Origin of the sequence: Hyphomicrobium denitrificans ATCC 51888 (genome assembly GCF_000143145.1) — a bacterium.
GTDB lineage: Bacteria > Pseudomonadota > Alphaproteobacteria > Rhizobiales > Hyphomicrobiaceae > Hyphomicrobium_B > Hyphomicrobium_B denitrificans.
Genome location: NC_014313.1, coordinates 3,347,494 through 3,368,590, shown reverse-complemented (window position 1 = coordinate 3,368,590; position 21,097 = coordinate 3,347,494). Strand labels below are relative to the sequence as shown.

Here is a 21,097-nt window from a genome sequence, read left to right as displayed (position 1 = left end):
TTGCCTTTATGAGTTGAAGGATTGCTGCGGGTCGCACGTCACGTGCGGCCCGTTCTCATTTCTTCGACTGCGCCGATGCCGCCGGCTCGATCTTCGCAAAGGCATCGAATGTGTTGGCGTCGCCGCTGAGAAGCGCCGCATAGCGCACGTTGAGAAAAAGCTTCTCGCGCCCGACTTTGATTTCGCGCAGCACGCCGATGGCGACGAGATGCTTCAGATCCCGCGATGCCTTTTCCCGATGCGCAAGTCCGCGTTCGACGACATTCTGAATGCGGCTGTAGGGCTGCATGAAAATGACGTCGACAAGTTCGCGCGTATAAATCTTCGGCGCCGCGTCGCGGACATAAGCAACCGTCGCATCGATGAGATCGTAGATCGCGCCGATCTTTTCCGCCGTCCATCGCGCGGTATTCTCGATGCCGTCGAGCATGTAGAGAATCCACGCCTCCCAGGCCTGCTTCGTCGTTACGTCGAGAAGCAGCCGATAGTAGTCCGCCCTGTTCGCAAGAATATACCTGCTGAGATACAGCGTCGGCAGGTCGAGCAATCCCTGCTCGATCAGAAACAGAATGTTGATGACGCGTCCCGTGCGGCCGTTGCCGTCGATAAAGGGATGAATGGCCTCGAACTGATAATGTCCGACGGCCATGCGCACGACGGGATCGAGCTCCGTCGCGTCATTCAAGAAACGCTCCCAGTTCGCGAGCAGCTCGCGCAGCAGAACTTCGCCTTCGGGCGGCGTATAGATCACGTCGCCGGTATTCGTGTTGCGAAGCTTCGTGCCGGGCACGCTCCGCACATCGAGATCGACGCCCTTGAGGTCGGAACAAATATCGACAGCGGTCCGCGTCGTAATCGGCCGATGCGCTAATGTCTGAAAGCCAAGCTGCAGAGCCGATCGATAGCGCGACGCTTCTTTGGTGGCCGGGTCCGCGTCGCTGTCGTCTTTCAAACTGGCGTCGCGGAACAGTGCATCGCTCGTCGTGACGATGTTTTCGATCGCCGAGCTGTCCTTGGCTTCCATGATCGGGATCGCATTGATGAGAACGCTTTGATCCGGAATGCGGCGGCCTCGCTCCTTGAGCGCGGCAAGCGCGGCGTGCACCGACGCGCATTTTTTCAGGACGGCTTTCGTCTCCAAGTCGCCGGCAGGCGGCAGCTTGGGCAAAGCATTATAAGGACTAGTCGGATCGAAAGTTTTCATGTGTCGGCAATTCCGGATCTCGCCGACACGTCAGCCCGATATGTCGGCGGCAACGACATATGACCAATACATGTCGTGAAAACAATATTTATACGACATATTATAGGGGATATGTCGGACGCTACGACACGTTCTCCATATATGTCGCAGAAACCGCATTATTGCGACATATCAGCCAGCGAAGCCGACGACTTGACCCTCTCGACCTTTCGGGCTTTTTACGGCGCTAACCAATTCAAAATCCCAGAAAGAATGGGCCCCATGGCCACTGAACGCTACAACGCACCCGACCGCGAACGTTATTGGCAGCATATCTGGGACAAAAACCAGATTTTCCGCGCCTCCGAAGATCACAAGCAGGCCAAATGCTACGTCCTCGAGATGTTTCCCTACCCCTCGGGACGCATCCATATGGGCCACGTCCGCAACTATGCGATGGGCGATGTCTTTGCCCGCTTCAAGCGGGCAAAGGGGTTCAACGTCCTGCATCCGATGGGCTGGGACGCATTCGGCATGCCGGCCGAGAACGCCGCGATGGAGCGCAAGGTCCACCCGGGCACATGGACCTACGCCAACATCGACACGATGCGCGGCCAGCTGAAGTCGATGGGTCTGTCGCTCGACTGGTCACGCGAGATCGCGACCTGCTCGCCGAACTACTATCGCCATCAGCAGAAGCTGTTCCTGGACCTGCTGAAAAAGGGCCTCGCCTATCGCAAGTCCTCGAAGGTCAACTGGGACCCGGTCGACCACACCGTTCTCGCCAACGAGCAGGTGATCGACGGCCGCGGCTGGCGCTCCGGCGCGCTGGTCGAACAGCGCGAGCTGACGCAATGGTTCTTCAAGATCACCGACTACGCCGAGGAATTGCTGAGCGACCTCGATACGCTCAACAACTGGCCCGAGAAGGTGCGCCTGATGCAGGCGAACTGGATCGGACGCTCCGAAGGCATGCTGATCCGCTGGGCATTGGACAAGGACACGGCGCCCAAAGGCTTCTCCGAGCTTGAAGTCTACACGACGCGGCCCGACACGCTATTCGGCGCATCGTTCCTGGCGGTCGCCGCCGATCATCCGATCGCGCGCGCCGCCGCTGAGAACAATCCGGCTCTCGCCGCGTTCTGCGACGAGTGCCGCCGTCTCGGAACCTCGGTCGCCGAAATCGAGGCCGCCGAAAAGCGCGGCTTCGATACCGGCATTCGCGCCGTGCATCCGCTCGACAAATCCTGGCAGCTGCCGGTCTACGTCGCGAACTTCATCCTGATGGACTACGGCACCGGCGCCATCTTCGGCTGCCCGTCGGGCGATCAGCGCGACATGGATTTCGCGCGCCGCTACGAGCTTCCGGTCGTGCCCGTCATCCTGCCGCCGGGTGAAAACAAGGACACGTTCGAGATCAAGAACAAGGCCTATTCCGAAGACGGCACGATGATCAATTCGCGCTTTCTCGACGGCCTGACGATCAAGGCGGCCTTCGACAAAGCTGCCGATATTCTCGAACAGCAGAAACTGGCGAACCGGCCGCAGGGCGCGCGCAAGGTCAATTTCCGCCTGCGCGACTGGGGCATCTCGCGCCAACGCTATTGGGGCTGTCCGATCCCCGTCATCCATTGCGAAAAATGCGGTGTCGTCGGCGTTCCGGAACAGGACCTGCCAGTGACGCTGCCGGAGGACGCGACCTTCGACAAGCCGGGCAATCCGCTCGAACGGCATCCGACGTGGAAGCACGTCAAATGCCCGACCTGCGGCGGCGACGCGACGCGTGAAACCGACACGATGGACACCTTCGTCGATTCCTCCTGGTATTTCGTGCGCTTCACGGCGCCGGAAGCGAAGACCCCTGTCGACAAGGACGCCGCGCATTACTGGCTGCCGGTTGACCAATACATCGGCGGCATCGAGCACGCGATTTTGCATCTGCTCTATTCGCGCTTTTTCGCGCGCGCCATGTGCGACACCGGCCACCTGAAATTTGCGTCGAACATCCGCGAGCCGTTCTCGGCCCTCTTCACGCAAGGCATGGTGACGCACGAGACGTACAAGTCTCAGGACGGTTTCTGGCTGTTGCCGAACGACGTTCGTCTCGAGGGCGAAGGCGCCAGCCGCCAGGCGATCGAGATCGCGACCGGACGTCTCGCCGCCATCGGCGCCATCGAAAAGATGTCGAAGTCGAAAAAGAACCTTGTCGACCCCGACGACATCATCGCCCATTACGGCGCCGACTGCGCCCGCTGGTTCATGCTGTCCGACAGTCCGCCGGAACGCGACGTAATCTGGACGGAAGCGGGCGTTGCGGGCGCGAGCCGTTTCATTCAGCGCGTCTGGCGTCTGATGGACGACATCCTCGAAGCTTATCCTCAGAAGCCCGACAAACGTCCCGACACGTTTGGACCGGATGCGCTGGAGCTTCGCAAGGCCGGACATCGCGCGCTCGACAACGTCGGCAAGGCCATCGAAGCCCTGCGCTTCAACGTGGCCGTCGCCAACATCCACGAGTTCTCGAATGTTCTCCAGACCGTTCTAACCAAGAGCGAACCGGGCCTCGCCTGGACCGCGCACGAGGCCGGCGCCCTGTTGGCTTCGATGATCGGCCCCATGATGCCGCATTTGGCGGAGGAATGCTGGGCGCGGCTCGGTTACAACACGCTGCTCGCGAACCAACCGTGGCCGGCCGTCGAACCGGACCTACTCGTTGACGATCAAGTGACCATTGCCGTACAGGTGAATGGTAAGCGACGGGACGAGCTCGTGGTTTCGCGCACTGCGAAATCCGAGGAGGTGGAAGCGGCAGCGTTGAAGCTGGATTCGGTGGTCCGTGCCCTTGATGGCCGCGCCCCGAAAAAAGTCATCGTTGTCCCGCAAAGGATCGTGAATGTCGTTGGGTGACGGGATGAGGGGGCAGACAGGGGCTCGCCGGTCGAAGTACCGGACCGGGCTGCTGTCGACGTTTGGCATTGCCGTAATCTGCGCCCTCGCCGGCTGCAGCGACGGCGCCAGCTTTCGCCCGCTCTATGGCTCGGCGGCCCTCGGCGGCGCCGCGACCCAGGAAAAGCTCGCGACGCTCGACATTGCCCCGATCCCGGGCCGCGTCGGCCAGAGAATTCGCAACGAGCTGATCTTCCAGACGACCGGCGGCGGCAAAGCTCAAACGCCGCAATACCGGCTCGACATCGCAATCCGCGAATCCGTGGTCTCGACACTCGTCATGACCAACGGCAACGCGGGCGGACAGATCTACAGCATCGAAGCCTCGTACAATCTGATCCGGCTGAGCGATAAGAGCGTCGTCGCCTCGGGCAAGAGCTACGGCCGCGCCTCGTTCGATCGCGTCACGTCGATCTTCGCCAACGTCGAAGCCCGCCAGGACGCTGAAAATCGGGCGGCTTCGTCGGTCGGCGAAGAATTGCGCACGCGCCTGCTCGCGATCCTGTCTTCGACCGCCTGATCGCGCGCCTAAGACAAGCGCCGTTTATTCGTGAGCTTCCCGCATGGTCGCCATCAAGGCTCATCAGGCCGAGTCGTTCATGAAGTCGCCGCCGGCGCAATTGGCGGCGGCACTGTTCTTCGGCTCCGATCCGGGACTTGTCAGCGAGCGTTCGACGGTGCTGGCGCGCACCCTCGCGGCGCGCGAAAACCCGCCCGGCGAAATTCTGCGGCTCGATGACTCCGAACTCGACGAAGATACGGGCCGCCTCGAAACCGAGCTGCAAATGCGCCCGATGTTCGCCTCGCGCCGCATCGTTCGCGCCATCGCCGGACGCCGCATCTCCGCACAGCTTCTGAAGCCAATTCTCTCGTCCCCATTCGAGGGCCTGCTGATCGTTGAAGCCGGCAACCTCAAAACCGACGACACCCTGCGCGCGCTGTTCGAGAAGACCGAAAACTGCTTCGCCGTCGCCTGCTATCCCGACGCTGCCGCCGACATCGACGGCCTCATCGCGGAAGTGCTCTCGTCATTCTCGCTGTCGATCGAAGGTGACGCGCGAGCGCTATTGCAGTCCCGCCTCGGCGCCGACCGGGCGCTCTCGCGCGCCGAGATCGAAAAACTTGCGCTGCACAGCCTCGGCAAGCAGATGATTACGCTCGAAGACGTCGAAAACGTCGTCGGCGACGCGGCCGACCTCGCGCTCGAACGTATCGCCGAGGCTGCCGCCGAAGGCCGGACTGCAACCGCTATGACCGACTTCGGCCGCGCGCTGGCGGCTGGCGAAAGCGCACAGGCGATCATTCTCGTGACCCAGCGCTACTTCCTGAAACTCCACAAGGTTCGCAGCGACGTCGATGCCGGCCAACGCCTCGACGACGCGCTCAAAGCTGTGCGGCCGCCGATCTTCTTCAAGCAGCGCGATGCCTTTGCGCGCCAGATCCGCAACTGGCCGAGGCCGCAGCTCGACCAGGCGCTGCGCCGGATTGCCGAAACGGCCAAGTCCGCGCGTCTTTCGAGCCGGTACGAAGATCTTTACGCCGAACGCCTGCTTCTGGCCCTCGCCTCAATGGCCGCCGCCGGCCTTGCCGCGTCTCCTCGCCGCTAAGCCCAGCCTTGCGGCACGTCCTCCCCCTTCTATAGTGCCGCGCAAATTCATTCAGGGGATCTTCATGACAGCGGCACGCTTTGACGTCATCGGAATTGGCAACGCGATCGTCGACATCATCGGCCGCTGCGACGAAGCCTATCTTGCAACCATCGGCGCAAGCAAAGGCAGCATGCGCCTCGTCGGAGCCGACGACGTCAAAAACATTTACGCCACGATGGGAAGTGCCGTCGAAGTCTCCGGCGGCTCGGCGGCCAACACGATCGCAGGCGTTGCGTCCTTCGGTGGCAAAGCCGCATTCATCGGCACCATTGCGAATGACGAGTTCGGAAAAATATTCACGCACGACATTCGTTCCATCGGTGTCGAATTCGATGTTGCGCCGATCGCAAACGGCGCACCGACGTCGCGCTCTCTCATTCTCGTCACGCCCGACGGCGAGCGCACGATGAATACATTTCTCGGAATTTCGACGAGCCTCGATGAATCGCAATTGAATCTCGATTTAATTCGCGACTCCGCAATTCTTTATCTCGAAGGTTATCTCTTCGATGAACCGCAAGCGAAACAGGCATTTCGAAAAGCACTGCAAACCGCGAAAGCAGCGGGCCGCAAAGTCGCGCTGACTCTATCGGATGGCTTTTGCGTCGATCGTCATCGCGCCGAATTTCTCGAACTCATTCGTTCCGGCATCGACATTCTTTTCGCAAACGAATCCGAGATCAAATCGCTTTATCAAACCGAGTCATTCGAACTCGCATCGAAGAACGCGAGCAAGGATGCGAAGCTTGCAGTGCTGACACGCAGCGCAAAAGGTTCGGTTATTTTTTCCGACGGCGACGCAATTGAAATTTCGCCCGAGCCCATTTCCGAATTGATCGACACGACGGGCGCCGGAGATCTCTACGCGGCCGGTTTCCTATTCGGATATTCGAAGGGATATAGCCTCGAAATTTGCGGCCGTTTGGCCAGCCTCGCGGCGGCCGAAATTATCAGCCATATCGGCGCCCGCCCCGAACTTCCGCTCAATCAATTAGCTCAGCAGCGCGGTGCCATTTAGAGGTATCCGAATCCCGGAAAGGCAATCGCGCCGTCCGCATTTCATATACTATTCCAAATGAACGGCGTTCAAAAAGAGAATCTTTAGGGGGTATTTCGTGTCCAATTTGGCGAATTAATTATTCTCCCTGGAAATAGGGGAATTCTTCGAGCAATGTCGGAATCAACGAATCGCTTCGTTTTGAGGTTCGCCTGATGCTCCACACTCCCATTCGTCGCGGCCGGCCGAAAGGCACTGGAATTGACGATAACCAGCGTCTCGCACAGCTTGCCGAACTCTTGAGAATTCGGCCGGACCTGCGCCCGACGACGGCAATCCGGCAAATGGGTTATTCCGACCCGTCCGCCATCCGGCGGCTGCGCGACAAATACAAAGTCTTCGCATTGGGCACCCACGCTTCGTTCAAAGACCTGGTCGTATCGGCCAACGCTTCGAACGACGCGAAACATGCGCAATCAGTCGCTCGCTAGAGTGCTTCCGGAAAAGTGGGAACCCGTTTTCCGATAAGAAGCACGATCAAACAAAGGCTCTAGACGCGCCGATCGCAATTCCTTCGTGCACTTTATACTCCTGTGATATCTCCGAGGGCCGCTACCCCAAGCGGCCCATTTTTTTGCGCGCGCTCTGGCGCATCGAAGATCAAAGCTTGCGCAGCAGCGCCGCCTTCACACGATGATTTTCGGCCTTCTGCAAAATAAGCTGCGCGCGCCGGCGCGTCGGCAAAATATTCTGCTCCAGGTTCTTCAAGTTGATGTTGCGCCAAAGGCTGAGCGCCGTGCGCCGCACTTCGTCGGGAGCCATCGCCGCGTACTTGTGAAAATAAGCGCCGGGATCGCGAAACGCCGTGCTGCGCAAACGCATGAACCGCGCCATATACCACTTCTCGATCGTCGCGACATCGGCGTCGATATAGATCGCGAAATCGATGAAGTCGGAGACGAACGGAATTGTCGTTCCGTCCTTGGGCATTTCGGCGGGCTGCAGAATATTGAGCCCCTCGATAATCAGAATATCAGGCTGCTCGATCGTGATTTCCTGCCCCGGAAGCACGTCGTATTGAAAGTGCGAATAGACCGGCGCCGACACCTGCGCGACGCCCGATTTGATATTGCCGAGGAAGCGCAAAAGCCGCTCGGTATCGAAGCTTTCAGGAAAGCCCTTGCGATCCATCAGCCCGCGCCGTTCAAGCTCGGCGTTGGGATACAGAAATCCATCTGTGGTCATCAGATCGACGCGCGGATGATCCGGCCAGCGCGCCAGCAGCGCTTTCAAAATACGCGCCGTCGTGCTCTTGCCGACGGCAACGGAGCCTGCAACGCCGATCACGAACGGAACCTTCGTGTCCTTGCGCCCAAGGAATTCCGAGCTGACGGAATAAAGCTTTTGCGCCGCCGCCACGTAGAGATTGAGCAAGCGCGACAGCGGTAGATAAATCGCTTCGACTTCCTCGACGGAAACGTCTTCGATAATACCCGACAGCTGTTCGAGTTCATGCCGCTGCAAGGGCATCGGCGTATCGGCGCGAAGCCGCGCCCATTCCGCGCGCGTGAAAACGCGATACGGAGAGAAAGGCTTGCCCTCGATCTCCCCGCTGGCGTCATCGGTTTTCGAAGTCTTACGCACCTCGAAACTGACGCGGCCCTTCACGATGTGCTCTGTGGACGTGACGCCTTCTCCTCGATGCCGGACATGCCCATGCGCCCTTCGAGAACACGCAAAACATCGTCGAAGGCGACATGACGCGATTCAAGCAGAACCAAGAGATGATAGAGCGTGTCGGCGGCCTCGGCCCTTAGAGCCGACGCATCTGAACCGAGCGCGGCGATGACCGTTTCAACCGCTTCTTCGCCGAACTTCTTTGCGCACCGTTCTGGCCCTGCGTTCAACAGTTGGGCCGTATACGATTTGTCCGCGCTATCGGAGCGGCGCGAATGGATCAGCGCCGCCAGCTTCGTCAATGTATGCGTATCACTCATGAACTCTTTATCTCGCGGCGGCGCGCTGGACGCCATGCGACCGCACACCATCAACCCGCCGCCTGAACGTCAAGCGGTCGAAAGGAGGATTACCGCGAAAACCTTAAAACTCAGCCGCCGCCGAGCCGCTGGCGGATATAATCGAGCTGGTCGTAGTTGCCGTACTTGACGACCAGCGTGCCGCTTTCGCCCGAACCCTTCCGGATCTCGACCTTAAGGCCCAGAAGATCCGTGAGTTCCTTCTCGAAGGCTTTGGTATCGGCGTCCTTGTCACGCAGCTTGCGGATACCGCCCGCCGTACCGGTTTCGCTGCCGAGCCCGTGAACCATGGCCTCGACGTCGCGAACGTTCAAACTGTCACTGATGATCTTCTGCGCCAGCACCTCGGCGTCATCGCGTCCGATCAGCGCCCGTGCGTGACCCGCCGTCAGCTGCCCCTGTTGTACCAGCGACTGAACGCCGGTCGGTAATTTCAGAAGCCGCAACGTATTAGCGACGTGACTTCGGCTCTTGCCGATGATTTCCGAAAGCTGCTCCTGGCTGTAATCGAAGCGCTCGACGAGTTCCCTATAGCCGGTCGCCTCTTCGATCGCGTTCAAGTCCTGCCGCTGCACGTTTTCGATGATCGCGAGTTCGAGCAGCTCGCGATCCGTCAGCTCACGGATGATGACCGGGATGGTATGAACGCCGGCCTTTTGCGCCGCGCGCCAGCGGCGTTCGCCCGCGACGATCTCATAGCCGCCCGCCATTCCGTTCGGCCGGACGACGATCGGCTGGACAAGACCTTTCGTGCGGATCGACTCCGCAAGCTCCGCCAAATCCTCATCGCGAAAATCCTTGCGCGGGTTCAGCGGGCTCGACTTTACTTCCGCGATCGACACCATGCGCTGCTCGCCTTCCGGCGGCAGGCGATGTCCGAGGGGCGCCGGTTCTCCGATCAAAGAGGCCAGGCCGCGGCCAAGTCGGCTCTTCGGTACGACGGAGTTCATTTTCGGACTGCCCCCTGCTCACAAAGTCTCGGTTTCACAATAAGCACAATTCGATTCGCCTTACGCGGCCTTGAAGCGCTTTTCCCGTTCGATAATTTCGGTCGCGAGCCGAATGTAGGCTTGGCTTCCCGCACAATCGTAATCGTAGAGCAGCAGCGGCTTGCCGTGCGACGGCGCTTCCGCGACGCGCGTGTTGCGCGGGATCACCGTCTCGTAGACCTTCGGCCCGAAGAACGCGCGCACGTTGTCGGCAACCTCGCGTGACAGCGACGTGCGTTGATCGTGCATCGTCAGCACGACGCCTTGAATTTCCAAACGCGGATTGAGGCTGGCGCGGATCTGCTCGATCGAATCCTTGAGCTGCGAAATACCTTCGAGCGCGAAGAATTCGCATTGCACCGGAACAAGTACCGCGTGCGCCGCTGTCATCGCATTGAGCGTCAGAACGTTGAGCGACGGCGGACAATCGATCAGCACGTAGCTGAAATGCGTGTCGGCCGGGCGGTTACGTTGCTGCCCGACCAACGCCGTCACCGCATCGCGCAGCTTGAACGGTCGCGTCTGCGGATCGCCCGCAAGCGCCGTATCGATGCCGACGAGATCGCTGTTCGCCGGAACGACGAAAAGATTTGGAACCGCCGTTTTCAGCACGGTATCGAGGATTGACGCCGCACCGGTCAGAATGTCGAATGACGTCTTGAAGCGCGACTCCGGATCGATGCCGAGGCCGGTCGACGCGTTGCCCTGCGAGTCGAGGTCGAGAACGAGCACGCGCTCGCCCACGGCCGCGAGCGCCGTACCGAGATTGATGGCCGTCGTCGTTTTGCCGACGCCGCCCTTCTGATTGGCGATTGCCACCACGCGCGGACCTGCGCTGGCGCCGCCCGCGCCTGAAACGTAGCCGGCCACGGGACTACCCCTCCCTCTTGGGCTTCAACGCGTTGAGCAACACGATACGGGCATCCGCATCCGTCATGCTCGGCTTCAGTTCACAATCGAACTGCCAGGCCTGCGCGGCTTGCTCGACTTCGGCCGCCGCATCCTTGCCTTTTAGAAACAACCCGAGCGTCGCGGACGTAAAATAAGGAGCCGACATTTCAAGCAGGCGCGGAAGCGGTGCGAGTGCGCGCGCCGTCAGGCAGTCGACCGACTTTACTTTAGCGCGAGTCTCGGAATTTTCGATTCGCATGCACAGGATGTCCACAGTGATGCCGGTCGCACGGGCCACTTCCCGCAAGAAAGCGGCTTTACGCGCGTCGCTTTCGATCAAGATATGGTGAGTCGCCCCGGTTTCGGCACCAATGATTGCGAGCACAAGTCCGGGAAATCCGGCGCCCGAGCCGATGTCGAGCCAATTCCGGGCGTTCGGCGGCCGAAATCGCCAGAGCTGGGCGCTGTCGGCGAAATGCCGATTCCAGATATCGCCGAGCGTGCTCGGCGCCACCAGGTTGATCGTCGCCTGCCAGCGCGTCAGAATTTGCGCATAAGTTGTTAGACGATCTAGCGTTTCACGTGAAATTCCGAACTCAGCCTGAAACGATTCGGGGGCATCGATCCGCTTGAGAGGCGCCATTACGCGGACTTGCGGGCGCGACCCGCCTTGACGCGCGCCAGCAGCGTCAGCAACGCCGCCGGGGTAACGCCCTCGATCCGTCCCGCTTGCGCGATCGTCCCGGGCCGGTGCTGAACCAATTTCTGACGAACCTCAGCCGAAAGGCTTGGAATAGCGCCGTAATCGAAATCCACCGGAATGCTCACGGCTTCATCCCGCTTGAGTTGCGCCACGTCTTCGTCCTGTCGCCGAAGATAGGCGGCATAACGCGCGTCCACGCCCAATTGCGCGGCGATCTGCGGTGCAAGGCCCCCAAGCTCCGGCCAAATCGGCATGAGGTGATCGAACGAGATATCCGGAAACGACAAAAGCTCGAACGCCGTCCGCCGCCGGCCGTCACGATTGACCGTCAACCCATGCCGCGCCGCTTCGGTCGGCGTCAGCGAGAGTTGGTTCAACAAGCTCAGGCCTTCGCTGAGCGCCTTCGTTTTCGCTTCGAAATGCGCCTGACGCGCGCGCCCGACGCATCCCAGCACGATTCCCGCAGCTGTCAGGCGCTGATCGGCGTTGTCCGCCCGGAGCTTCAGCCGGAACTCGGCGCGCGACGTGAACATCCGATAGGGCTCCGAAACCCCGCGCGTCACGAGATCGTCGACCATGACGCCGACATACCCGTCCGTCCGCGAGACCACGAACGGATCGCCCGCGCCTCCCGCCGCCAGCGCCGCGTTGATGCCGGCAAGCAGCCCCTGCGCGCCCGCTTCCTCGTACCCGGTCGTACCGTTGATCTGCCCGGCAAGAAACAACCGCGGCAGACGCTTCACTTCCAACCCGGACGTCAGCTCCCGCGGATCGACATAGTCGTATTCGATCGCATAGCCGGGCCGCTTGATGACGACATTGGCGAGGCCCGGCATCGTCCTGAGAAACGCGTCCTGCACCTCGACCGGCAGCGACGTTGAAACGCCATTCGGATAAATCGTGTCGTCATCGAGCCCTTCCGGCTCGAGGAAAATCTGATGCGAGGAGCGGTCCGCGAAACGCACGACCTTGTCCTCGATCGACGGGCAGTAGCGCGGCCCAATGCTCTCGATTTGCCCCGAAAACATCGGCGAACGCGCGAGATTCGCACGAATGATGTCGTGCGTTTCCGGCGTCGTGTAGGTGATCCCGCACGCGATCTGCGGCGTCGTCACCCGCTCGGTGAGAAACGAGAACGGCACCGGCTCGTCGTCGGCCTTCTGCATCTCGAGGCCGGACCAATCGATCGACTTGCCGTCGAGACGTGCGGGCGTTCCGGTCTTCAGGCGCCCGAGCTTCAGACCCAGCGCATAAAGACGATCCGACAGCTTCAAGGCGGGCGCTTCCCCGGCGCGACCAGCCGGGATCTTCTGCTCGCCCATATGAATGAGGCCGTTGAGGAACGTGCCCGTCGTGAGCACCACCGCCCCGGCGCTCAAAGCTCGGCCGTCGCCCGTAACGACACCCGCGACCCGGCCATCCTCGACGATCAGGTCCTCGACTCCGCCCTCAACGACATCGAGTCCAGGAATGGCGGCGATTTCCGCCTGCATGGCCTGACGGTAAAGCTTCCGGTCGGCCTGGGTCCTCGGACCATGTACCGCCGGCCCCTTCGAACGATTGAGCAGCCGGAACTGGATGCCGGCTACGTCCGCGACCCGGCCCATCAGACCGTCGAGCGCATCGATTTCCCGGACGAGGTGCCCTTTTCCGAGCCCGCCGATCGCCGGATTGCACGACATCTCGCCGACGGTCGCGAACGAATGGGTCACCAGTGCCGTGCGCGCACCCATCCGCGCTGCAGCGGCCGCTGCCTCGGTCCCGGCGTGCCCGCCGCCGACAACAATCACGTCGTAGGTTCGAGAAGTCATGGGCAGATCCCTACCTCATCCCCAAACGGCGCAAAAGGGCGCTTCTTCGCGCCTCAACGCCCGGCGAGGCCTCAAAAACACCGCCTCAGCGTTCGAGTTGGTTAACAAACTTTGATTCACGTGAAACAAAACGGTTCAGCCGGACTGAGTCCCGTCAAGCTGATTCACGTGAAACACTCTGTTAACCACGTCATTTCCCGATGCAGAACCGGCTGAAAACCTGATCCAGCACGTCCTCGACATCGACGCGGCCCGTAATTCGCCCGATGGCATGAGCCGCCCGCCGAACGTCCTCAGCCCGGAGCTCGACCGCTCCAGAATCCCCGTTCAGAAACGCTTGGATCTCGTCCCTGGCCGCTTCGAGGCTTTGCCGGTGCCGCACCCGCGTCAACGCTGGGTCCGTCCGCGTCCCGACGGCCTCGCTGGCACGCCGGGCAATCTCAGCCACCAGCCGGTCCAGGCCCTCGCCGGTTACAGCCGAGACCGCCAGCAAATCTGCTGTTGATTCCCGGCAAAGATCAGCTTTGGAACGAATTGCAAGGCTTGTTTCACGTGAAATTGGCTCGGGAGGCGTTGAGTCGCCCGCCTCGCTCAACCAAACTACGAGATCGGCATCACGGGCGGCGGCAAGACTGCGCCGAATGCCCTCCTGCTCGACCAGGCTCTCCGCTTCGCGAATTCCGGCGGTGTCCGAGACGACCACCGGCAAACCGGCCAGATCCAGCCGAACCTCGATCACGTCGCGCGTGGTCCCGGCTTCCTCCGACACGATCGCGGCGTCGCGCTTCGCCAGCGCGTTCAGCAGGCTCGACTTGCCCGCATTCGGAGCCCCGAGAAGCGCCACGCGAAACCCGTCGCGCACGATCTCGCCCCGATGCCCGTCATCGAGATGCGCGCCGATTTCCGCCGACAGCGCATCCGCCCGCTTTCGCGCGTCTGCAAACGACGACGCCGAAACGTCCCCTTCGTCGGAAAAGTCGATCGCCGCCTCGGTCAATGCCGCAATCTCGATCAACCGCGTCCGCCAGCTCTCGTAGAGCTTCGACAGCGTCCCCGACGATTGTGCCAAAGCCTGCCGGCGCTGGGCTTCCGTCTCCGCCTCGATGAGATCGCCAAGACCTTCGATCTCGGCCAGATCCATCTTGCCATTCTCGAAGCCGCGGCGCGCGAATTCGCCGGGTTCCGCCAGGCGGCATCCTTTGACTGTTCCCAGCGCACCGAGGATGGCAGCGACCGCAGCCCGGCTGCCATGCCCCTGGAACTCGGCGACGTCTTCTCCTGTTTCGCTGTTGGGTGCCGCGAACCACAATACCACCGCACGATCGAGCGCTTCCCCGGTGTCCGGATGCCGGATGGTCCGGAATGCTGCGACGCGCGGTTTCGGAACCGGCGCCGTCATCGTCTCCAGCACGTTCCGCACGGCCGGACCGGAAATACGAATGACGGACAGCGCCGCACGTCCCGGTGCGCTCGAAAGCGCAAAGATAGTTGAAGCATCAGTCATGGCATTCGCGTACTCGTACATCCGCGCCTTCGCAACATGATCCACCCTTCAGACCGCCGAGCAGACAGTCCGACATGAGCGAAAACCGACTGCAGTACGAGACGAGCCCCTATCTTCTTCAGCACAAGGATAACCCGGTGCATTGGTGGGCCTGGGGTCCCGAAGCGCTCGCGGAAGCCAAACGCACCGGCAAACCGATCCTTCTGTCCGTCGGTTATGCGGCCTGTCACTGGTGCCACGTGATGGCGCACGAGAGCTTCGAAGATCCCGGCACCGCCGAGGTCATGAATGAGTTCTTCATCAACATCAAAGTCGATCGCGAGGAGCGTCCCGATATCGACGCGATCTACATGGGCGCGCTGCATCAGCTCGGTGAGCAAGGCGGCTGGCCGCTGACGATGTTCCTCGACAGCGATGCGAAGCCGTTTTGGGGCGGCACCTATTTTCCACGTGAAGCGCGCTACGGCCGTCCTGCGTTCGTGACGGTGCTGCTGCGGATCGCGGAAGCCTACGCCAATCAGCGCGACGACGTGCGCAACAACACCGAAGCTCTGCTCGCTGCGTTGAAGACGGCCCCAGGAGACAACGCGCCCCGGCAGCCGCGACCTGCCACCGAGGATGTGGCCGCTGCCATCTCGCGCGCCGTCGATCGCGAGTATGGCGGACTGTCCGGAGCGCCGAAGTTCCCGCAGTGGAGCATCTTCTGGCTGCTCTGGCGCGTCGGCATTCGCGATGACAATGCGGACGCCAAGAACGGCGTCATCACGACCTTGCGCCATATCTGCCAGGGCGGCATCTACGATCATCTCGGCGGCGGGTTCTCGCGCTACTCGGTCGATGAGTACTGGCTCGTCCCGCACTTCGAAAAGATGCTCTACGACAACGCGCTGCTGATCGATCTGATGACCGAGGTCTGGCGCGAAACACAGGACCCTCTCTTCAAGACACGCGTCGCCGAAACGATTGCCTGGATCGAACGCGAGATGATCGGCGAGGCTGGAGGCTTTGCCGCTTCGCTCGACGCCGATAGCGAAGGCGAGGAAGGCAAGTTCTACGTCTGGAACGCAGACGAAATCGAAGACGTATTGGGCGCGGAGGACGCTGCGTTCTTTTCACGTGTGTACGGCGTCGTCCCCGGCGGCAACTTCGAGGGTCATACGATCCTCAATCGACTGGGCTCTCTCGCATTCCTGTCGGAGGAAGACGAAGCGCGTCTCACGAGTCTGCGCGCGAAACTGCTGGAGCGCCGCGCCTCGCGCATCCGGCCGGGATGGGACGACAAGATCCTCGCCGATTGGAATGGTCTCGCGATCGCCGCGATCTCGCGAGCCGCAATCGTGCTCGAACAGCCCGCGTGGCTCGCGCTAGCGGAACGCGCGTTCTCAGCCATCACTACCAAACTCGCCGCCTCGGACGGCCGCCTGTTCCACGCCTATCGCAGCGGCCTCGCCAAGGCACCGGCGACGGCATCCGACTACGCCAACATGACCTGGGCCGCGATCCGCCTGTTCACCGCCACGGGCTCCGAACGCTATCTCGACCAGGCCCAGCAATGGACCCGCATTCTGGACAAGCACTATTGGGACGAGGATCGCGGCGGTTACTTCACCGCCGCCGATGACACCTTGGACGTCGTCGTCCGGTTGAAATCCGCGACCGACGATGCCGCCCCCAACGCAAACGCCATACAACTCTCAAACCTCATCGCGCTCGCGGCTTTGACGGGCGATGCGGCATACGACGATCGGGCACGCCGCCTCTCGCAGGCGTTTGCATCCGCCGTGGCACATACGCCGATCAGCCACTGCGCGCTCCTCGCGGCGGAACTCGACGCGGATCGTGTGGTTCAAGTCGCAATACAGGCGCCCCCGGGACCCTGCGACCTCCGCGGCGAACTGCAGCGGTTGTCCATCCCTGGAGCCTTGGAATTCGTAGGTTTGAGCGAAGCCCAATCGGGGCAAAGTTCACTGTTCGGCGGGAAGTCGATGATCGACGGAAAATCAACCGCTTATGTTTGCGTCGGCCCGGTCTGCAGCGCACCCATCCAGGAGCCCGAAAAACTGCGCCAGGCTTTGCTCGGAGCAAGAACCGGAGCCGGCGTCGCAGCCTGATCGTTTACCGGATTGAAAACCTGCGCGGATCATGTGCTTGGCGATGATCCTGCCTGAGGACTATACAAGCCCTATGAAAACTCTCCGTGAGATCGTTCGATACGGCTACGCGCCGTTTATGATGTTCGGATTGACGGGCGCTGCCTACTGGGTCGTGTCCGAGCTTGTCGTCGCCCGTGGGCTCACATGGGCGTACCTGCTGATCGTCCCGCTGCTCGGCATCGCATACCTCTGCGCCTTCGGCGCCGAAAAGATCGCGCCGTTCTTCGAGGACTGGAACGATCATCACGCCCACGGCGACACGCAGACCAATATCCTGCACATCATCGCTTATGAGACCTCCGCCATCAACGGCGTGTTCCTCATCCCGGTCATCTGCTGGCTGTTCCCGTTCCAGGGTTTGTGGCCCACCGAATGGCCGATGTGGGGCCAGGTGCTGATGGCCTTCCTGGTCGCCGATTTCGCCTTCATGGCGATGCACTACCTGAGCCATCGCCTGCCCGTGCTGTGGCGCCTGCACTCCGTGCATCACGGTGTGGGCCGTCTCTACGGCCTCAACGGCGTGATCCGTCATCCGCTGCACCAGGTGATCGACATGGTCGTCGGCAACATGCCGCTCGTCATCATCGGCATGCCGGTGCCGGTCGCCGTCGTGCTCGGCTTCCTGATCTCGGTGACGCTGATCGTCCAGCACTCCAACGTCGATACGCGCCTCGGACCGCTGGCACGCCATCTTTCGATTGGCCGCGTGCATCACCTCCATCACGTGAACTGGGGCACCGAGGGCGATTGCAACTTCGGTCTGCTGCTGACGGTTTGGGACCGCCTGCTCGGCACATTCCATGAGAAGCCGCCGCGCCCCATCACCTCGAAGGACATGGGTGTCGACGAGCTACCGCACTTCCCCAAAGGCTTCGTCGAACAGATGGTGCTTCCGTTCGTATACAAGCCCGGCGCCGGCGAGCCCGAGCGGTATAAGCCGAAGTCCGAGACCCCGGCCCAGGAAGCCCGCCGCCTCTTGGACGCCGCGGAATAAGATTTCGCGCTACAACTCGGCTCAATGCTCTCCAAAGCATTCGACACAAAAAAGGCCGCCTCGAACGGGCGGCCTTTTGATTTTCCCGTGAAACGATCGCCTCACGTATTCATCGACTGGAAGAACTCGCCATTGGTCTTCGTCGAGCGCAGCTTGTCGATCAGGAACTCGATCGCGTCCATCGTGCCCATCGGATTGAGGATGCGGCGCAGGACGTAGACCTTCTTGAGCTGATCGCGCGGCACCAGCAAATCCTCTTTGCGCGTGCCGGAGCGCGCCACGTCGATCGCCGGGAACACGCGCTTGTCCGAGACCTTGCGGTCCAGGATGATTTCCGAGTTGCCTGTACCCTTGAATTCTTCGAAGATCACTTCGTCCATGCGCGATCCGGTGTCGATCAGCGCTGTCGCGATGATGGTCAGCGAACCGCCTTCCTCGATATTGCGGGCCGCACCGAAGAACCGCTTCGGCCGCTGCAACGCATTCGAGTCGACGCCGCCAGTCAAAACCTTGCCGGATGACGGAACAACAGTGTTGTAGGCACGACCGAGACGCGTGATCGAGTCGAGCAGAATGACGACGTCCCTCTTATGCTCAACGAGACGCTTAGCCTTCTCGATGACCATCTCCGAGACTTGGACGTGACGTGACGGCGGTTCGTCGAAGGTCGAGGAAATCACCTCGCCTTTGACGTTGCGCTGCATGTCGGTGACTTCTTCCGGCCGCTCGTCGATCAGCAGCACGATCAGATAGCACTCGGGATGATTGGCCGTGATCGAGTGCGCGATGTTCTGCAACAGCACGGTCTTACCGGTGCGCGGCGGCGCGACGATCAGGGCGCGCTGGCCTTTGCCGAGCGGCGACACGATATCGATGACGCGCGAAGAGAAATCCTTGATCGTCGGATCTTCGATCTCGAGCTTCAGCCACTTCGTCGGATAGAGCGGCGTTAGGTTGTCGAAATGGCTCTTATGTTTGGCCTTCTCGGGGTCTTCGAAGTTGATGTTCGAGACTTTGAGCAGCGCGAAATAGCGCTCGCCATCCTTCGGCGACCGGATCTGGCCTTCGACCGTATCACCGGTCCGAAGCGCAAATCGCCGGATCTGCGACGGCGACACATAAATATCGTCGGGACCGGGAAGATAGTTCGCTTCCGGCGATCTCAAAAAGCCGAAACCGTCCTGCAGAACCTCGACGACTCCAGTCGCCGTGATTTCGGTTTCCTGCGTCGCGAGCTGCTTCAGCGTCGCGAACATCAGTTCCTGCTTCCGCAGGGTCGAAGCGTTCTCGACCCCGGTTTCTTCGGCAAACGTGACAAGCTCGGCGGGAGATTTCCGCTTCAGGTCCTCGAGCTTCATTTGTTTCATTGAAAAAGAACTCCGCGGGGGGCGCCACTCGGGCGGTGGCATCGTGGATGTGGTGAGGTGAATGAGATGGCCCGACGGCGACAGAGCGGGCGCTCTGTCATAATGCTGCGGACGTCAACGGGTTTCATGACCACGTCAGAACGTGCCGTCTGCCAAAATCCATATGAGGACGCACGCTTATAGCAGGTCGCCGCGATCCTGCCTAGAGTGTCAAAACGGCTTCACGATCACCATGATCACGATGATGATCATGAGCACGGTCGGAATCTCGTTGATGATCCGCCAGTGCCGGGCCGATTTGGTGTTGCGGTCTTCCCGGAAAGCCCGCGTCGCGGCCGAGAGGTATCCGTGCACGCCTGAGAGAAGCAGCACACAGGTGAGCTTGGCGTGGAACCAGGGCGCCGCCCAATAACCGCTTTGCCATACAAGCCAGATGCCCAGCACCCAGGCGACGATCATCGCCGGCGACGTGATGACGTTGAGCAGCCGCCCCTCCATCACCTTGAAGGTCTCGGACTGAGCGGAACCGACCGGCGTGTCGGCATGGTAGACAAAAAGTCGCGGCAGATAGAGCATGCCCGCCATCCACGCGATCACCGCGATAACGTGGAAAGCCTTGACCCACGGATAGAGCGCGTCGCTGCCCGCAATGATCAGCACGCCGGCAGCGACCGCCGTTATGACCAGCGAGAGCACCGCTCGAACCATCGGTGAGGTCATCGCAGTCCCTTTCGTCTCAACGGCTCCTGCGCAACCGCTCAACCAGGCGCGCAACGTTTTCGGGTGGCGTGTGCGGGACGATCCCGTGCCCAAGATTGAATACGAACGGCAGCCCGGTCATCGCATCGCGGATGTCATCGACGCGCTTGTCGAGAGCTTCGCCGCCGGCCGCCAGCAGCAACGGATCGAGGTTGCCCTGCACGACCCGGCCTTTGCGCGCCGTCTCCTGCATCAAGCCCAGGGGACACGATGTATCGCAGCTCACACCGTCGACGCCCGTTCCCTCGAGATAGCTGTCGAGCAACGCCGCTGACCCGCGTGGAAATCCGATGATCGGCACGTCCGGATGCCGGGCGCGAACTTCGCGAACAATCTTCGCCGTCGGAGCAATCACCCAGCGCTGGAATTGATCTTCGGCAAGACTTCCAGCCCAGCTATCGAAAATCTGCAGCGCATCGGCGCCAGCACGCACCTGACCCGACAAGTATTCGATCGACGCATCCGTCAGCAGCGCGATGAGCCGCTGGAACCCATCCGGATCGCGATACGCCCACTGCCGCGCCGCGCTCTGATCGGACGATCCCCTGCCTTCCGCCACATACGTCGCAACCGTCCACGGAGCCCCGCAAAATCCAATCAATGCCGTTTCACGCGGCAGCTCTCGCCGGAGCCGCTCGACCGTTTCGCAAACAAGCGAAAACTTCGTCTCGGTGTTCGATAGGGCGAGTCGGTCGAGGTCAGCAAGCGTCTGAATCGGATCGAGCCGTGGGCCTTCGCCTTCCTCGAACCGCACCGTCTGTCCGAGCGCATCGGGAACGACCAGAATATCGGAAAACAAAATCGCGGCATCGAAACCGAACCGCCGGATCGGCTGCAGCGTGACCTCGGCCGCGAGGCGCGGCGTGTAGCACAGCTTGAGAAAACTCCCGGCTTCGGCGCGCACCTGCCGGTATTCGGGAAGATAGCGGCCAGCCTGACGCATCAGCCACACGGGTGGCGGTGAAACCGCCTTCCCCGAAAACGGTTTTAGAAAGCGCCGTTCTGAAACGCCGCCATCTGCCTCACGCACCACGTCACTTCCCTTCACTTAGAAATCCAGAATTTCTTGAAAGTTATTTTTAAGACTCTTAGCGCCGTGGTAATCGGGGATCAGT

18 protein-coding genes are annotated in these 21,097 nt (G+C 61.1%); 7 read left to right on the top strand and 11 right to left on the bottom strand.

Annotated features, from left to right (window positions below):
- Positions 1 to 55: 55 nt before the first annotated feature.
- Entirely contained in the window at positions 56 to 1,204 is a 1,149-nt protein-coding gene (gene fic, locus HDEN_RS16280) for a protein adenylyltransferase Fic (RefSeq protein WP_013217244.1), read from the bottom strand.
- Between the two features lie 261 nt (positions 1,205 to 1,465).
- Between fic and leuS the strand changes: the two genes are divergently transcribed.
- From leuS to HDEN_RS16255, 5 genes are all read left to right on the top strand, one after another.
- A complete protein-coding gene (gene leuS / locus HDEN_RS16275; protein ID WP_013217243.1) occupies positions 1,466 to 4,090 on the top strand; it encodes a leucine--tRNA ligase in 2,625 nt (874 codons plus the stop codon).
- On the top strand, positions 4,077 to 4,649 hold the full coding sequence (locus HDEN_RS16270; protein WP_013217242.1) for a hypothetical protein: 573 nt from the start codon (positions 4,077 to 4,079) through the stop codon (positions 4,647 to 4,649). Before leuS ends, HDEN_RS16270 begins: the two co-directional genes overlap by 14 nt.
- Positions 4,650 to 4,692: 43 nt before the next feature.
- Positions 4,693 to 5,736: a DNA polymerase III subunit delta gene (gene holA / locus HDEN_RS16265; protein ID WP_013217241.1), complete on the top strand. Its 1,044-nt coding sequence runs from the start codon at positions 4,693 to 4,695 to the stop codon at positions 5,734 to 5,736.
- Between the two features lie 64 nt (positions 5,737 to 5,800).
- On the top strand, positions 5,801 to 6,796 hold the full coding sequence (locus HDEN_RS16260) for an adenosine kinase (RefSeq protein WP_013217240.1): 996 nt from the start codon (positions 5,801 to 5,803) through the stop codon (positions 6,794 to 6,796).
- A gap of 194 nt (positions 6,797 to 6,990) precedes the next feature.
- Positions 6,991 to 7,266 (top strand): hypothetical protein, encoded by a 276-nt coding sequence (locus HDEN_RS16255; protein WP_013217239.1) that lies wholly within the window; start codon positions 6,991 to 6,993, stop codon positions 7,264 to 7,266.
- Positions 7,267 to 7,435: 169 nt separating this feature from the next.
- Here the strand turns inward: HDEN_RS16255 and coaA are convergent, their stop codons facing one another.
- The 7 genes from coaA to mnmE all read right to left on the bottom strand — a co-directional run bounded on the left by coaA (position 7,436) and on the right by mnmE (position 14,709).
- Positions 7,436 to 8,443 (bottom strand): type I pantothenate kinase, encoded by a 1,008-nt coding sequence (gene coaA / locus HDEN_RS16250; RefSeq protein ID WP_013217238.1) that lies wholly within the window; start codon positions 8,441 to 8,443, stop codon positions 7,436 to 7,438.
- Positions 8,440 to 8,772 (bottom strand): phosphoribosyl-ATP diphosphatase, encoded by a 333-nt coding sequence (locus tag HDEN_RS16245; RefSeq protein ID WP_013217237.1) that lies wholly within the window; start codon positions 8,770 to 8,772, stop codon positions 8,440 to 8,442. The genes coaA and HDEN_RS16245 overlap by 4 nt, the downstream gene beginning before the upstream one ends.
- 110 nt (positions 8,773 to 8,882) lie before the next feature.
- Positions 8,883 to 9,761 carry a ParB/RepB/Spo0J family partition protein gene (locus HDEN_RS16240; RefSeq protein WP_013217236.1) on the bottom strand — a complete coding sequence of 293 codons (879 nt, stop codon included), beginning with the start codon at positions 9,759 to 9,761 and terminating at the stop codon, positions 8,883 to 8,885.
- Positions 9,762 to 9,821: 60 nt separating this feature from the next.
- Positions 9,822 to 10,670, bottom strand: a complete 849-nt coding sequence (locus tag HDEN_RS16235; RefSeq protein ID WP_013217235.1) for a ParA family protein — start codon at positions 10,668 to 10,670, stop codon at positions 9,822 to 9,824.
- Between the two features lie 4 nt (positions 10,671 to 10,674).
- Positions 10,675 to 11,334 (bottom strand): 16S rRNA (guanine(527)-N(7))-methyltransferase RsmG, encoded by a 660-nt coding sequence (gene rsmG / locus HDEN_RS16230; protein WP_013217234.1) that lies wholly within the window; start codon positions 11,332 to 11,334, stop codon positions 10,675 to 10,677.
- On the bottom strand, positions 11,334 to 13,205 hold the full coding sequence (gene mnmG, locus HDEN_RS16225) for a tRNA uridine-5-carboxymethylaminomethyl(34) synthesis enzyme MnmG (RefSeq protein ID WP_013217233.1): 1,872 nt from the start codon (positions 13,203 to 13,205) through the stop codon (positions 11,334 to 11,336). The genes rsmG and mnmG overlap by 1 nt, the downstream gene beginning before the upstream one ends.
- A gap of 190 nt (positions 13,206 to 13,395) precedes the next feature.
- On the bottom strand, positions 13,396 to 14,709 hold the full coding sequence (gene mnmE / locus HDEN_RS16220; protein ID WP_041922109.1) for a tRNA uridine-5-carboxymethylaminomethyl(34) synthesis GTPase MnmE: 1,314 nt from the start codon (positions 14,707 to 14,709) through the stop codon (positions 13,396 to 13,398).
- A 74-nt stretch (positions 14,710 to 14,783) separates the two neighbouring features.
- On the opposite strand from mnmE, the gene HDEN_RS16215 reads away from it, so the two are divergent.
- Positions 14,784 to 16,820 (top strand): thioredoxin domain-containing protein, encoded by a 2,037-nt coding sequence (locus HDEN_RS16215; protein WP_013217231.1) that lies wholly within the window; start codon positions 14,784 to 14,786, stop codon positions 16,818 to 16,820.
- A gap of 73 nt (positions 16,821 to 16,893) precedes the next feature.
- Positions 16,894 to 17,856: a sterol desaturase family protein gene (locus HDEN_RS16210; RefSeq protein ID WP_041922108.1), complete on the top strand. Its 963-nt coding sequence runs from the start codon at positions 16,894 to 16,896 to the stop codon at positions 17,854 to 17,856.
- Between the two features lie 101 nt (positions 17,857 to 17,957).
- Here HDEN_RS16210 and rho read toward each other — a convergent pair whose 3' ends face one another.
- From rho to hemE, 3 genes are all read right to left on the bottom strand, one after another.
- Positions 17,958 to 19,223, bottom strand: coding sequence for a transcription termination factor Rho (gene rho / locus HDEN_RS16205; RefSeq protein WP_013217229.1), 1,266 nt, complete (start codon positions 19,221 to 19,223; stop codon positions 17,958 to 17,960).
- A 210-nt stretch (positions 19,224 to 19,433) separates the two neighbouring features.
- A complete protein-coding gene (gene hemJ / locus HDEN_RS16200) occupies positions 19,434 to 19,943 on the bottom strand; it encodes a protoporphyrinogen oxidase HemJ (protein WP_013217228.1) in 510 nt (169 codons plus the stop codon).
- A gap of 16 nt (positions 19,944 to 19,959) precedes the next feature.
- Positions 19,960 to 21,012 (bottom strand): uroporphyrinogen decarboxylase, encoded by a 1,053-nt coding sequence (gene hemE, locus HDEN_RS16195; protein WP_041922107.1) that lies wholly within the window; start codon positions 21,010 to 21,012, stop codon positions 19,960 to 19,962.
- Positions 21,013 to 21,097 lie beyond the last annotated feature (85 nt).

Coding starts and splice junctions, on each gene's coding strand:
- fic (WP_013217244.1), bottom strand. CDS start 1,204: ATGAAAACTTTCGATCCGACTAGTCCTTATAATGCTTTGCCCAAGCTG.
- leuS (WP_013217243.1), top strand. CDS start 1,466: ATGGCCACTGAACGCTACAACGCACCCGACCGCGAACGTTATTGGCAG.
- HDEN_RS16270 (WP_013217242.1), top strand. CDS start 4,077: ATGTCGTTGGGTGACGGGATGAGGGGGCAGACAGGGGCTCGCCGGTCG.
- holA (WP_013217241.1), top strand. CDS start 4,693: ATGGTCGCCATCAAGGCTCATCAGGCCGAGTCGTTCATGAAGTCGCCG.
- HDEN_RS16260 (WP_013217240.1), top strand. CDS start 5,801: ATGACAGCGGCACGCTTTGACGTCATCGGAATTGGCAACGCGATCGTC.
- HDEN_RS16255 (WP_013217239.1), top strand. CDS start 6,991: ATGCTCCACACTCCCATTCGTCGCGGCCGGCCGAAAGGCACTGGAATT.
- HDEN_RS16245 (WP_013217237.1), bottom strand. CDS start 8,772: ATGAGTGATACGCATACATTGACGAAGCTGGCGGCGCTGATCCATTCG.
- HDEN_RS16240 (WP_013217236.1), bottom strand. CDS start 9,761: ATGAACTCCGTCGTACCGAAGAGCCGACTTGGCCGCGGCCTGGCCTCT.
- rsmG (WP_013217234.1), bottom strand. CDS start 11,334: ATGGCGCCTCTCAAGCGGATCGATGCCCCCGAATCGTTTCAGGCTGAG.
- mnmG (WP_013217233.1), bottom strand. CDS start 13,205: ATGACTTCTCGAACCTACGACGTGATTGTTGTCGGCGGCGGGCACGCC.
- mnmE (WP_041922109.1), bottom strand. CDS start 14,709: ATGACTGATGCTTCAACTATCTTTGCGCTTTCGAGCGCACCGGGACGT.
- HDEN_RS16215 (WP_013217231.1), top strand. CDS start 14,784: ATGAGCGAAAACCGACTGCAGTACGAGACGAGCCCCTATCTTCTTCAG.
- HDEN_RS16210 (WP_041922108.1), top strand. CDS start 16,894: ATGAAAACTCTCCGTGAGATCGTTCGATACGGCTACGCGCCGTTTATG.
- rho (WP_013217229.1), bottom strand. CDS start 19,223: ATGAAACAAATGAAGCTCGAGGACCTGAAGCGGAAATCTCCCGCCGAG.
- hemJ (WP_013217228.1), bottom strand. CDS start 19,943: ATGACCTCACCGATGGTTCGAGCGGTGCTCTCGCTGGTCATAACGGCG.